The organism is Streptomyces albidochromogenes (genome assembly GCF_005981925.1).
Taxonomy (GTDB): Bacteria; Actinomycetota; Actinomycetes; order Streptomycetales; family Streptomycetaceae; genus Streptomyces; species Streptomyces albidochromogenes.
In genome coordinates, this window is the sequence record NZ_VBVX01000042.1 from 19395 (window position 1) to 32542 (window position 13148).

The 13148-nt window shown below is 71.4% G+C and carries 12 protein-coding genes; 1 reads left to right on the top strand and 11 read right to left on the bottom strand.

Annotated features, from left to right (window positions below):
- Positions 1–211: 211 nt before the first annotated feature.
- The 9 genes from E2E34_RS08580 to E2E34_RS08620 all read right to left on the bottom strand — a co-directional run bounded on the left by E2E34_RS08580 (position 212) and on the right by E2E34_RS08620 (position 9955).
- Entirely contained in the window at positions 212–1045 is an 834-nt protein-coding gene (locus E2E34_RS08580) for an HAD family hydrolase (RefSeq protein ID WP_138901311.1), read from the bottom strand.
- The gene (gene serS / locus E2E34_RS08585; RefSeq protein ID WP_138901312.1) at positions 1042–2331 is read right to left on the bottom strand and encodes a serine--tRNA ligase; all 1290 of its coding nucleotides are present in this window, start codon (positions 2329–2331) and stop codon (positions 1042–1044) included. Before serS ends, E2E34_RS08580 begins: the two co-directional genes overlap by 4 nt.
- Before the next feature lie 582 nt (positions 2332–2913).
- Entirely contained in the window at positions 2914–3849 is a 936-nt protein-coding gene (pheA, locus tag E2E34_RS08590) for a prephenate dehydratase (protein WP_138901313.1), read from the bottom strand.
- A gap of 55 nt (positions 3850–3904) precedes the next feature.
- Positions 3905–5185: an iron uptake transporter deferrochelatase/peroxidase subunit gene (gene efeB / locus E2E34_RS08595; RefSeq protein ID WP_425573434.1), complete on the bottom strand. Its 1281-nt coding sequence runs from the start codon at positions 5183–5185 to the stop codon at positions 3905–3907.
- Between the two features lie 5 nt (positions 5186–5190).
- A complete protein-coding gene (locus E2E34_RS08600; RefSeq protein WP_138901314.1) occupies positions 5191–7098 on the bottom strand; it encodes a copper resistance CopC/CopD family protein in 1908 nt (635 codons plus the stop codon).
- 10 nt (positions 7099–7108) lie between these two features.
- Positions 7109–7564, bottom strand: a complete 456-nt coding sequence (locus tag E2E34_RS08605; protein WP_138901315.1) for a copper chaperone PCu(A)C — start codon at positions 7562–7564, stop codon at positions 7109–7111.
- A complete protein-coding gene (locus tag E2E34_RS08610) occupies positions 7561–8223 on the bottom strand; it encodes an SCO family protein (RefSeq protein ID WP_138901316.1) in 663 nt (220 codons plus the stop codon). The genes E2E34_RS08605 and E2E34_RS08610 overlap by 4 nt, the downstream gene beginning before the upstream one ends.
- Before the next feature lie 35 nt (positions 8224–8258).
- Positions 8259–9029 (bottom strand): YcnI family copper-binding membrane protein, encoded by a 771-nt coding sequence (locus E2E34_RS08615; protein WP_138901317.1) that lies wholly within the window; start codon positions 9027–9029, stop codon positions 8259–8261.
- A 116-nt stretch (positions 9030–9145) separates the two neighbouring features.
- Complete coding sequence (locus tag E2E34_RS08620) at positions 9146–9955, bottom strand: hypothetical protein (RefSeq protein ID WP_167518248.1); 810 nt, start codon at positions 9953–9955, stop codon at positions 9146–9148.
- 180 nt (positions 9956–10135) lie between these two features.
- Here E2E34_RS08620 and E2E34_RS08625 point away from each other — a divergent pair, with 180 nt between their 5' ends.
- Positions 10136–10591, top strand: a complete 456-nt coding sequence (locus E2E34_RS08625; RefSeq protein ID WP_138901318.1) for an ATP-binding protein — start codon at positions 10136–10138, stop codon at positions 10589–10591.
- 46 nt (positions 10592–10637) lie between these two features.
- Here E2E34_RS08625 and E2E34_RS08630 read toward each other — a convergent pair whose 3' ends face one another.
- Both E2E34_RS08630 and E2E34_RS08635 read right to left on the bottom strand, forming a co-directional pair.
- Complete coding sequence (locus E2E34_RS08630) at positions 10638–12092, bottom strand: aminopeptidase P family protein (RefSeq protein ID WP_138901326.1); 1455 nt, start codon at positions 12090–12092, stop codon at positions 10638–10640.
- Positions 12093–12195: 103 nt separating this feature from the next.
- Positions 12196–13148, bottom strand: a 953-nt coding sequence (locus tag E2E34_RS08635) for a PP2C family protein-serine/threonine phosphatase (RefSeq protein WP_138901319.1), incomplete at its 5' end; no start/stop codon positions are given.

A 13148-nucleotide genomic window follows, 5' to 3' on the forward strand; every position in this document is an offset into this window, starting at 1 on the left:
GGCGGCCTCGTGCACCGCGCCCGCCGCCAGGGGGCCCGCCGCGGCCGGCAGGTGGCCCACCGTCTCGATAAATAAGGTGACGCCGCTCGGAGGACCCGGCACACTGGGTGACGCACCACTCACGGGGGAAGGGTGTTGGCCGGTGACAAGCCGACCCGGCCAACACCCACCACCCGTACGCGCCGACGCGCCTGCGGGAGCCGTGGAAGTCTCAGCCGCTCAGCAGCTGTTCCAGGACGACCGCGATGCCGTCGTGGTCGTTGGACGCCGTGATCTCGTGCGCCACGGCCTTGAGTTCGTCGTGCGCGTTCGCCATCGCCACGCCGTGCGCCGCCCAGCCGAACATCGGGATGTCGTTGGGCATGTCGCCGAAGGCGATCGTGTCGGCGGCCTTCAGCTTCAGCCGGCGCGCCGCCAGCGACAGGCCCGTCGCCTTGCTCAGGCCCAGCGGCAGCAGCTCCACCACGCCCGGACCGGCCATGACCACGTCGACCAGGTTCCCGACGGTCTGGCGCGCGACCCGGGCCAGTTCGTCGTCGTCCAGGTCCGGGTGCTGGATGTAGACCTTGTTCAGCGGAGCCGACCACAGCTCACCGGGGTCCTCGAAGCCGACGTACGGCAGCGGCCCCTCCTGCACCCGGTAGCCAGCGCCGACCAGCACCTCGCCGTCCAGCCCGTCACGGCTCGCCGCCAGCGCCAGCGGACCGGCCTCCGCCTCGATCTTCGACAGCGCCAGTCCGGCCAGCTGCCGGTCCAGCGTGACCGAGGTCAGCAGCCGGTGCTCACCGGCGTGGTAGACCTGCGCGCCCTGACCGCAGACCGCGAGGCCCTCGTAGCCGAGGTCGTCCAGTATGTGCCGCGTCCACGGGACGGAGCGCCCGGTCACGACGATGTGCGCCGCGCCCGCCGCCGTGGCGGCGGCGAGCGCGTCGCGCGTACGGGCCGAGACCGTGTCGTCGGAGCGCAGCAGCGTCCCGTCGAGGTCCGTGGCGACGAGCTTGTACGGGAAGGGACGCGGCCCCGCGGTGCCGGTGGCGGTACTCACTTGGAGAGGGGCTCCAGCGTCTCGCGCCCGCCCAGGTACGGACGCAGCATCTCGGGCACCCGCACGGAGCCGTCCGCCTGCTGGTGGTTCTCCAGGAGCGCCACGATCGTGCGCGGTACGGCGCACAGCGTGCCGTTCAGCGTCGCCAGCGGCTGCAGCACCTTCTTGCCGTCGCGGGTGTCGCGCATGCGCACGGACAGGCGGCGCGCCTGGAACCCGTCGCAGTTCGAGGCGGAGGTCAGCTCGCGGTACTTGCCCTGGGTCGGGATCCACGCCTCGCAGTCGAACTTGCGCGAGGCGGACGACCCGAGGTCGCCGGTGGCCACGTCGATGACCTGGAACGGCAGCTCCAGGCCGGTCAGCCACTGCTTCTCCCAGTCCAGGAGCCGCTTGTGCTCGTTCTCCGCGTCGGCCGGGTCGACGTACGAGAACATCTCGACCTTGTCGAACTGGTGGACCCGGAAGATGCCCCGGGTGTCCTTGCCGTACGTGCCGGCCTCGCGGCGGAAGCACGGGGAGAAGCCGGCGTACCGCAGTGGCAGCTTGTCGGCGTCGATGATCTCGTCCATGTGGTACGCGGCGAGCGGTACCTCGGAGGTGCCGACGAGGTAGTAGTCGTCCTTCTCCAGGTGGTACACGTTCTCCGCGGCCTGACCGAGGAAGCCGGTGCCCTCCATGGCGCGCGGGCGGACCAGCGCCGGGGTGAGCATCGGGATGAAGCCGGCCTCGGTGGCCTGGGCGATCGCCGCGTTGACGAGGGCGAGTTCGAGGAGCGCGCCGACGCCGGTCAGGTAGTAGAAGCGCGAGCCCGAGACCTTGGCGCCGCGCTCGACGTCGATGGCGCCGAGCGCCTCGCCGAGCTCCAGGTGGTCCTTGGGTGCGAAGCCCTCGGCGGCGAAGTCGCGGATCGTGCCGTGCGTCTCCAGGACGACGAAGTCCTCCTCGCCGCCCACGGGCACGTCCGTGTGGACGATGTTGCCGAGCTGGAGGAGGAGGGCCTTCGCGGCCTCGTCCGCCTCGTTCTGCTCGGCCTCCGCGGCCTTCACGTCGGTCTTGAGCTGCTCGGCCTTCTTGAGCAGCTCGGCGCGCTCCTCCGGCGTGGCCTTGGGGATGAGCTTGCCGAGCGACTTCTGCTCGGAGCGCAGCTCGTCGAAGCGGACGCCGGACGACCTGCGCCGTTCGTCGGCGGAGAGCAGGGCGTCGACGAGGGCGACGTCCTCTCCACGGGCGCGCTGGGAGGCGCGAACACGGTCGGGGTCCTCACGGAGCAGGCGAAGGTCAATCACCCCACCAGGCTACCCGCGACCGCTTCCGCCGCTCGACTTGATATCGCATTGCGTGGCGCTTTGCCCGTATTGCCCAAATTGGAAAAAATGGAGGACACCCGCCCCCGGCCCGCCGCGCGCGTCAATAAAACAGGCACTATTCGCCGAAACAGGGCACTTTCCGCTCAGTCCCTTGACGCTTCTCCCTTGCATGAAGCGGGAGTTGGCGGGTCCCTTGTCCACAGGCCGGGGCGGCTTCGGGAACTTATCCACAGGCTGTGCGAAAGATCTGTGGATGCCGGAAGAGATCGTTCCGAAAGGTGCGTGAAGGGCGAAGGATTCCCGGTCCAAACCCTCTTCACACACTCATTCGGGTGGGAATTACTCGCTCTAAAGAGTTGATCAATGGAATTGGGGTGACAGGAGCCGACCTGCCGCCCTGTGGACGGAAGGGAGCCCTCTGAGCAGATTTGTCGACGATGTCGGGATGTGTTGTCGACTTGTCCCCAGGTCGAGAAGCGTGCCTGTGGACAACTTCTGTGGATAACGCAAATCTGCAGGTAGGACTAGCAGCAGCCCTCGCAGGCGGCAACGCTCCGGCCCTCAGGCCCGCCCGTCCTGGCTCCGCGCCAGCCAGTCCGCCGCCGCGACGAACTCCGCGTCCGAGGTCCCAGGCCGCAGCGCCCGTACGTCCTCGACCGCCACACCCGCCCGCGGGTACGACCCGAGGAACCGCACGTTCGGACAGATCCGCTTGAGGCCCATCAGCGCCTCGCCCACCCGCCGGTCCGAGATGTGCCCCTCGGCGTCCACCGCGAAGCAGTAGTTGCCGATGCCCGCGCCCGTGGGCCGGGACTGGATCAGCATCAGGTTGACGCCGCGCACCGCGAACTCCTGGAGCAGTTCGAGCAGCGCGCCCGGGTGGTCGTCGCCCAGCCACAGAACCACCGACGTCTTATCCGCCCCGGTCGGCGCCGCCGGCCGCGCGGGCCGCCCCACGAGCACGAAGCGGGTCTGCGCGTTCACCGCGTCGTGGATCTCGGTGAAGAGCGGCACCAGGCCGTACCTCGCCGCGGCGAACTCCCCCGCGAAGGCCGCGTCGTACCGGCCCTCCTGCACCAGCCGGGCGCCGTCCGCGTTGGACGCCGCCGACTCCCACAGCGCGTCGGGCAGATGCGTTCCCATCCAGTTGCGCACCTGCGGCTGGGCGGCGGGGTGCGCGGTGACCGTCTTGATGTCCGACAGCTGCGTACCGGGACGCACCAGCAGCGCGAAGCTGATCGACAGCAGCACCTCGCGGTAGATCATCAGCGGCTCGCCGGAGGTCAGCTCGTCGAGGGTGGCGGTGATGCCGCCCTCGACGGAGTTCTCGATCGGTACGAGCGCGGCCGCCGCCTCGCCGTTGCGGACGGCGTCGAGGGCGGCCGGTACGGACACCATCGGGACGAGTTCCCGGGTGGCGGCCTCGGGGAGCGTGCGGAGGGCGACCTCGGTGAAGGTGCCTTCGGGGCCGAGATAGGCATAGCGCGTTGCCGACATACGGTCACCTTAATGCGCCGTACGAGAGGCCCGGGCGGAACGCGGGACGACCTGCTCAGCCCTCCAGGAGCCGCTGCCCCACGTACTCCCCGTCCCGCGCCCCGCCGGGAACCGCGAACAGTCCGCTCGCCTCGTGCCGGATGAACGGCGAGAGCGCGTCGCCCCGGTCGAGTTTGCGCTGCACCGGCACGAAGCCCCGCAGCGGGTCCGCCTGCCAGCAGACGAAGAGCAGCCCCGCGTCCGGTGTGCCGTCCGCACCGATCCCGTCGTGGTACGAGAACGGCCGGCGCAGCATCGCCGCGCCGCCGTTCTGTTCGGGGGCGGAGATACGGGCGTGCGCGTTGGCCGGGATGACCGGCTTGCCGTCGGGGCCGGTCCGTTCGAGGTCCGGTTCGGTGGTCTCGGTGCCGCCGGTCAGCGGAGCCCCGTCGCTCTTGCGGCGTCCGATGACCTTCTCCTGGTCGCCGCGGGCCAGCTTCTCCCAGTCGTCGAGGAGCATCCGGATGCGGCGTACGACGGCGTACGAGCCGCCCGCCATCCACTCGGGTCCCTCGGCCCCGCCGCCCGCCGGCACGAAGACGCGCCGGTCGAAGTCGCTCTCGGACGGTTTCGGGTTCCCGGTGCCGTCGATCTGCCCCATCAGGTTGCGGGTCGTCATGGGCTGCGCGGTCGCGCCCGGTGAGCGGTTGAACCCGTTCATCTGCCACCGCACCCGGGCGGCTTCCCCGGCTTCCCGCTGGATCGCGCGCAGGGCGTGGAAGGCGACCAGCGCGTCGTCGGCGCCGATCTGCACCCACAGGTCGCCGTCGCTGCGCCGGGGGTCGAGGTGGTCGGAGGAGAAGTCGGGCAGCGGGTCGAGGGCGGCGGGGCGCCGCGCGTCCAGTCCCGTACGGCCGAAGAAGGTGCGGCCGAATCCGAAGGTGATGGTCAGCGAGGAGGGCCCCGCGTCGAGGGCGACGCCGGTGTCGCCGCCGGCGTCGGTGGGGGGCCGGCCTGCTGTCATCCTGCGGGCCGCCTCCGACCAGCGCCGCAGCAGCGCGGCGGCTTCCTTGCGGCCGGCGCCGGGGGCGAGGTCGAAGGCGACGAGGTGGCCACGGGCCTGGAGGGGCGTGGTGATGCCGGCCTGGTGGGCGCCGTGGAAGGGGACGGCGGTGGAGCCGACGGTCGTCAGGGCCTTGCCGTCCGGGGCGGCTTCCGGGCCGGCGGCGGCGTACACGGTGGCTCCGCCGGTGGCGCCGAGCACGAGGCCCGCCGCGCCGGCGGCGCCCGCGGTGCCGAGCAGCCGCCTCCTGGAGATGTCGCTCGCGTGGGGGTCGCTCACGGGTTTGTCGCTCACGCCGGTCAGCCGATCTTCACGTTCTTCTTGACGGTCACTTGGTCGATGTCGGAGGTGCGCACGGTCAGCTGGATCTCCCAGGTGCCCGGCATGGGGATCTGCACCCCGTTCGCGCTCCAGTGTCCGGTGGCGATGCGGTCCGGGGCGGCGGGGAGCGGACCGATCTCCTTGGAGTTCTCGGTGAACGCGACCTTCACCTCGGGTGCGTCCATGGCGCGCCCGTTGGGCCGCTGGAGCCACACGTGGAGGGAGTTCGCGCCGGAGCGCGCGGGGTCGAGTTCGATGCGCGCGGTGCCCTTGCCGTCCTCGCCGCCGGTGTCGAAGGGGATGCGTACGTCGACGGGCTCGGCCGGGGCGGGGGCGGCGGCGCTCCGGTCGCGTCTGGCCTCCTTCTCCTCGGTGCGTCCGGGTTCGGTGCTGGTCAGTACGGTCGTGACGGCCAGCAGCACCACGGCGACGGAGGCTTCGGCGAGCACGGAGCGCCGCAGGCCGAGCCGCTGGGGGTCGGCGTCGCGCACCCGCTTCACGCGCGCGCTCGCCACGGCCGCCTTCTGCCGGGCGAGCTGGGCGGCGCGTTCGGGGTCGGCGGGCACGGTGACGGGTTCGGGTTCCTCGGCGGTGTCCGCGCCGGCCGCGTCCTCGTGCGGCTCGTCGGCTTCGGCCGCGGCCTGTTCGGCCAGCCGGCCGGTCCAGCGCCGTGAGATCCAGGCGATGCCGACGAGGAGCGAGACGAGTCCGATCTTGACGAGCAGGAGCTGTCCGTACGCCGTTCCGGTCAGCGCGTTCCAAGAACCGACCTGCCGCCAGGACTGGTAGAGGCCGGTGGCGGCCAGTACGGCGACGCTCACGAACGCCACCCGCGAGAAGGCGCGCACGGCGCCGCGTTCGATGCCCGGCACCCGGTAGAGCGCGACGAGCAGCGCGGTGAGGCCGCCGAGCCAGGTGGCGACGGCCAGCAGGTGCAGTACGTCGACGGGCATGGCGAGGCCGGGCTGGATGCCGGTCGAGGCGTGCTCGGAGAGCGCCCAGGTGGCCGCGATCCCGGCGGCGAGGACCCCGCCGCCGAGGGTGAGGCCGAAGGTGAGGTCCTTCTTCTCCTGCGGGTCCTCCCTCTTGGCGTACGCGCCGAAGAGCACGGCGACGAAGAGCGCGGCCGCGCCGAGCAGCAGCAGCCGGGAGACGAGCGCCGCGCCGGTCTTGGTCTCCAGTACGGCTTTGAGCCCGCTCAGGTCGAAGGCGTCGGCGAGCCGGCCCGACCCGGTGTAGGGGGCGCGCAGCAGCAGCATGACGAGGGTGGACGCGGTGAGGGTGATCCAGCCCTGCACGACGAGTCGTTGCAGCGGGCGTTCGGCCGCGCCCCGGTGCCAGCAGGCCAGGACGAACGCGCCGCCGCCGACGAGCAGGATGAAGCCGGCGTACGCGGTGTAGCGGGCGATGCCGTAGAGCGCGCCGACGAGGCCGCCGCCCGCGGTGTTCTCGGGGAGGGCGACGGTGGTCTTGGAGGGGGCGCCGACGGAGAAGGTGAAGGCGCCGGATATGGGGTGGCTGTCGGCGGAGACGGCCTGCCAGGCGACGGTGTACGTGCCGTCGGGCAGTCCGGCGTGCAGGGCGACGCCGTACTGGACGACGCCGCCGCTGCTCATGTCTTTCACTTCGCGCTTGTCGGAGCGCTTTCCGCTCGGTTCCAGGACGCGGATCGAGTCGTTCCCGAGAGCGATCTTCTCGGAGAACGTGAGGGTGATGAGCTTGGGCGCGGTTTCGACGACCGCCCCGTCCTTCGGGTTGCTTCCCGTGAGCGCCGCGTGGGCGGACGCGGGTGCGGCTCCCGCGAGCAGGGTGGCGAGGAGTGCCGTGGTGACGAGCAGCAGTCTGATCACTGCGGCTGATCCGAAGCGCGGGGCGGTTGCCGGCATGGTCAGTCCCTCACTGCTTGTCGGGGTTGTGGGTGGGCTCCTTCACGGGAAGCTCGGCCTTGACGGAACCGGCCTTCTCGAAGTGCAGCTCCACGGTCACCGTGTCGCCCTGCCTGGGCTTCTTCTTCAGCTTGAGGAACATCATGTGGTTCCCGCCGCGTTCGAGGTCCAGTGAGCCGTTCGCGGGGACGTCGAAGGACGCGACTTGCCGCATCTTCTGGTCCTTGGTCTCGTGGATCTGGACTTCGCCCGCGATGTCGCTGGTGACGGAGGTGAGCTTGTCGGCGGTGTCGCCGTCGTTCTTGACGGTGAGGAAGCCGGCGGCCATGTCGTCCATGACGGGTTGTGGCATGAACGCCCCGCTGACGCTCAGTTCGGGTGCGTCGCCGCCGGAGGAGCAGCCCGCCAGTGCGAGGGCCGCGGCGAGCGCGGTGGCCGTCGAGAGTGCGGTGCGGCGGCGGTTCACGGGTTGTCTCCCTCGATGAGCGCGGGGAGGTCCTTGGTGTAGTCGTCCGCGGTGGTGTCCTCGCTGTAGAGGACGTATCCGGCGTCGGTCTTCGGGGAGAACGCGACGACCTGTGCGCCGTGCATGGAGACGACGGTGCCGTCCTTCTCCTTCTTGGGCGGGTCGATGCCGATGCCGATCTGGCGGGCCCCGGCCTGGATGGTCGGGAAGTCGCCGGTGAGTCCGGTGAACGCGGGGTCGCCGGCGCCCTTGAGCCATGTGCCGAGCGCCTTGGGGGTGTCCCGTTCGGGGTCGGTGGTGACGAAGACGACCTGCAGCTTGTCGCGGTCGGCCTGCGGGAGCTTCTTGTACGCGATGGCGATGTTGCTCATCGTCAGCGGGCAGACGTCGGGGCAGTTGGTGTAGCCGAAGTAGATGAGCGTCGGCTTGCCCTTGGTCCGCTCACGCAAGTCGTACTTCTTGCCCCGGGTGTCGGTGAGGACGAGGTCCGGCTTCTCGAAGGGCCGGTCGAGTACGGTCGCGGCCTTGTCGGCCGGGGCGGTGGAGACGTCGGTGACGGGCGTGGTGCCGCTGTCGGCCTTGTCGCCGCCGCAGGAGGACAGGGTGAGCGCGGCCGTGGCGGCGAGTGCCGCCACGGCCAGCGCGTGCTTCTTGCGCATGGAGAGGGGTCCCGGTGTTTCGGTGGGGGGAGGCGTCAGGAGGTGCGGCGGCGGCCCGCGAGTACGCCGAAGGCCACGCCGGCGGCGCCGACGAGGATGCCGAGTACGGCGAGGACGCGGGCGGTGTTGTCGCTGCCGCCGGAGCTGTCGCTGTCGGCCGCCGCCGTCTCGCTGGTGTGGCCGGCGTTCTCGGCGTCCTCCTTGCCGGCGTCTCCCTTCTCGGCGTCGCTCTTGGCCTCGCCGCCGGACGCGCCGTGGTGGTCGTCACCGGCGGGCTCGGACAGCTTGAGGACGGGGGCGGGCGCCTGCGGCTCCTCCTCGCCCTCCTTGGGCTCCTCGATCCACCGGACGACCTCGTCGTTGTCGTACGTCTGGACGGCCTTGAGGACGAGCTGGTCGGCGTCCTCGGGCAGCTGTCCGAGGGAGAGCGGGAACTGCTGGAACTCGCCGGGGCCGATCTTGCCGCCGGTCCAGGTGACCTTGGAGACGGCTTCGTCGATCTCCTTGCCGTGGACCTTGAGCGGCTTGTCGAGCTTGGTCTTGGTGACGGCGGTCTTCCAGCCGGGGACGGGCTGCGGCATCACGGAGGACAGCGGGTGGTCGGTGGGGAAGGAGACTTCGAGCTTGACGGTCGAGGCGTTGTCCCGCTCGTTGGGCACCTTGACGTTGACGGTGGCGTAGCCGCCCTTCTCGGCGGGCCCGACGGGCTGCACGCCGACGTGCGCGAAGGCCGTTCCCGCGCACAGGAGGACGGCGGAGGCGGCGGCGCCGGCGACGGAGACGACAGACATACGGGTGACGTTCATGCTGGGAGCACTCCACGGAGCAGAGGTGAATGACGCGCCGGTGCGCGGGTGCGCACCGGTTTCGCGGCGCCGCTCCGGTGGTGCGGGCGTGGGTTCACGCCGGGGAGTGCGCCGCGTCAGGCTGCGAGGACGAGGGCCTCGGCGGGCGGGCCGCGCCTGATCACCGTGTGCCGGAGGGTCTGCCCGGTGGGCCGCAGGGACGTGACGAAGGGGGTGCGGGGGGTGCGCGGCCCCGGAGCGGGCGTTCCCGGGAGCGGCCCGGCGTTCAGCGACCGTACGAGGGCCAGTGCGGCGCGCAGCGCTCGTACGAGCGTGCCTTCGGCGACGCCGTGGGCGGAGAGCAGGACCAGCCGGGACAGTGCCACTTCGCCGCGCCGCAGGAGCCACCCGGTGGCGACGGCGGCCAGCAGGTGGCCGAGCAGCATGGGCAGGGTGGGCAGCAGTGCGGCGGCCGTCTCGGCGCCGCCCGGGTGCGCCGCGTGCGCGGTGTCCGTGACGTGCCGCTGCGCCGCGTGCACGGAGGCGGGGTCGATGCCCGCTTCGGTGATGACGCGGCGCGCTTCGGCGGTGCTGAGCGGGAGGGCGCCCGCGCCGCACACGAGTTTCGCCGCGAAGGCGCGCAGCGAGGTGTCGGTGGCGGCGCGTTCCAGGGCCGGGCTGTGCTGCCCGAGGCCGAAGAGGGTGTGCAGGGCGAGCTGTCCGCCGACGAGCGCGGCGGCGATGGCGGGCATCGTGCGGGCGCGTCCGGCGAGCGGCGCGACCAGCGCGAAGACGGCGGCGCCGCCGAGGGCCAGCGTCCACCAGGGGACGGTGGCGCAGGACGCCATGGCGTGTCCGGTCGCGGACAGCACGACACAGACCGCGGTGAACACCGCGGTCCTCAGCAGCCGCGAACGGGCTTTGGCGCGTGCGACGGACGTAGACATGGCCCGGACATCATCGCACTGCGCCCACGGCATTCCTACGGCAGGTCCCGGAGCGTATACACCGGCACAAGGAGTGTGCGCGTCGGCCGAATGAGGGCAATCACGTTGACTCCACGCTTATGAAGGGTTGCGTGCGGCAATACGTAACCGTATGTCGAGCCGCAGCCAGGAGGCTGGAGCATGAGCATCTGGTGGTCTCTCCACTTGCGGCGCGAAGCCGCGAGCGTCCCGCTCGCCCGCCGCCTTCTGCTCGGCACCATGGAGACGGCGGGGGTGGATCCGGACATCTCCTACGACCTGTCGGTGGCGCTCAGCGAGGCGTGTGCGAACGCGGTCGAGCATGGCGGGGACGATTCGGGAACGCCTTCCGCGGAATACCGTGTGACCGCTTATCTGGACGGCGAGAAATGCCGTATCGAGGTCGCCGACTCCGGGCCGGGCTTTCCTCCTTCCCGGCGGGGGCAGCGCGCCGCTCTGCGCCCCGCGCACGCGTCGGCGGAAAGCGGCAGAGGGCTGTGTCTGATCGAGCAGCTCGCCGATCATGTTCATTTCCGGAACAGGCCGGGGCAGGGGGCCGTGGTCAGTTTCGACAAGATCCTGAAATGGCGCGAGGGCGCACTGCTCAAGGTGTCCTGAAAAGGTCCTCGAGCGGTACGCCCCCGCCGGGTGCCGTGGTGGTGCGTCAGCCCTGCTTGACCCGCGCCATCCAGGTCTCGACCTCGTCGGAGCGGCGCGGCAGCGCGGCGGACAGGTTCCGGTTGCCGTCCTCGGTGACGAGGATGTCGTCCTCGATGCGCACGCCGATGCCGCGGTACTCCTCGGGCACGGTCAGGTCGTCGGCCTGGAAGTACAGTCCGGGCTCGACGGTGAGGCACATGCCCGGCTCCAGCGTCCCGTCGGCGTACGCCTCCCGGCGGGCGGCGGCGCAGTCGTGGACGTCCATGCCGAGCATGTGGCCGGTGCCGTGCAGGGTCCAGCGGCGCTGGAGGCCGAGCTCGAGGACCTTCTCGACCGGGCCTTCGACGAGGCCCCATTCGACGAGCTTCTCGGCGAGCACGCGCTGCGAGGCGTCGTGGAAGTCGCGGTACTTCGCGCCGGGCTTCACGGCGGCGATGCCGGCTTCCTGGGCCTCGTACACCGCGTCGTAGATCTTGCGCTGGAGGTCGGTGAAGGTGCCGTTGATCGGCAGGGTGCGGGTGATGTCGGCGGTGTAGAGGGTGTGGGTCTCCACGCCGGCGTCGAGGAGCAGCAGGTCGCCGGAGCGTACGTCGCCGTCGTTGCGCACCCAGTGCAGGGTGGTGGCGTGCGGGCCGGCGGCGCAGATGGAGCCGTAGCCGATGTCGTTGCCCTCGACGCGGGCGCGCAGGAAGAAGGTGCCTTCGATGTAGCGCTCGCTGGTCGCCTCGGCCTTGTCGAGGATCTTGACGACGTCCTCGAAGCCGCGGACGGTGGAGTCGACGGCCTTCTGGAGTTCGCCGATCTCGAAGTCGTCCTTCACGGCGCGGGCCTCGGAGAGGTAAACGCGCAGTTCCTCGTCGCGTTCGGCGGTGACCTTGTCGGTCAGGGCCGCCTCGATCCCGGCGTCGTGGCCGCGGACGCAGCGGACCGGGCCGGTGGCCTCGGTCAGGGCGGCGGCCAGCTCGCGGACGTCCTTGGCGGGGATGCCGAGGAGCTGTTCGGCCTCGGTGAGGGAGTGGCGGCGGCCGACCCACAGCTCGCCCTGGCCGTCGAGCCAGAACTCGCCGTTCTCGCGGTCGGAGCGGGGCAGCAGGTAGAGCGTGGCGTCGTGGCCGCCGTCGGCCTGGGGGCGGGGTTCCAGGACGAGGACGCCGTCCTGGGTCTGGTCGCCGGTGAGGTAGGCGTACTCGGTGGCGGCGCGGAAGGCGTACTCGGTGTCGTTGGAGCGGGTCTTGAGGTTGCCCGCGGGGATCACCAGGCGCTCGCCGGGGAAGCGGGCGGAGAGCGCGGCGCGGCGGTCGGCGGTGTGGGCCGCCTGCGCGACGGGCTCCAGGTCGTGCAGCTCGGTGTCGGCCCAGCCGGTCTTCATGTTCTCGGCGAGCTCGTCGGAGACGCCCGGGTACAGGCCGTTCTTCCGCTGCTTGATCGGCTCTTCGGTCTCTTCCGGGGTCTCCGGCATGAGCTCTTCGGACACGACTGTCTCCTCGATACGACACTGGACCGCCCTCCATCGTATGTGCGAAGGGAAGACGGCCCGGAGCCTTGTGGACAACTGTGAGGAATCAGTCGAACCGGGCGGCGAGCAGCACGACGTCGTCGGACGAGTCCGCGGTGTCGGCGCCGTCGGGCAGCACCGTGCGCAGGACGTGGTCGGTGATGGCCTCCGGGTCGTCGCGGTCGGCCCGGGGCACGCTCGCGGCGGCGGCGTGCAGCCGTGCGAAGGCGCGGTCCATGGGGTCGCCGGTGCGCTGGAGCAGCCCGTCGGTGTAGAGAAGCACCGTTTCTCCGGGGGCGGGGACGAGCTCGACGCTCGGGGCCTCCCAGCAGGACAGCATGCCGAGGGGCGCGGAGAGCGAGGTCTCGACGTACTCGGTGCGCCGCTCGCCGACGATCAGTGGAGGGCTGTGTCCGGCGCCGGCCAGCACGATCTTGCGCCGGGCCGGTTCGCAGTAGGCGAAGAGGGCGGTGGCGGACCGGGCGGGTTCGGTGAGCCGCAGCAGCAGCTCCAGGTCGGACAGTACGGCGACGGGGTCCTCGCCCTCCATCACGGCGTACGCCCGCAGGCTGGCCCGCAGCCGGCCCATCGCGGCGACGGCGCTCGGGCCCGACCCGGAGACCGACCCGACGGCCAGTCCCAGGGCTCCCTCGGGCAGGGGCAGCGCGTCGTACCAGTCGCCGCCGCCGCGCGGTCCGGTGCGGTGGCGGGCGGCGAGCCGTACTCCGGCGACGCGGGGGAGTCTGCTGGGCAGCAGTTCCTCGGCGACGGTGGCCACTTGGGAGCGGGCCTGTTCGAGTTCGAGCAGGCGGGCGAGGTGCTCGGCGGCGTAGCGGGTGTAGAGGCCCGCGAGGTGCCGCCGGCGTTCCTCGGGCTCGGCCGGTTCGTCGTACAGCCAGACGGCGGCGCCGAGGCGTCCGGCCGTTTCGGTGGCCAGGGGCAGGGCGTAGCTGGCGGCGTATCCGAGGCGGGCGGCGACTTCGCGGTGGCGGGGGTCGAGTTCCGGCTCGCCCAGGAGGT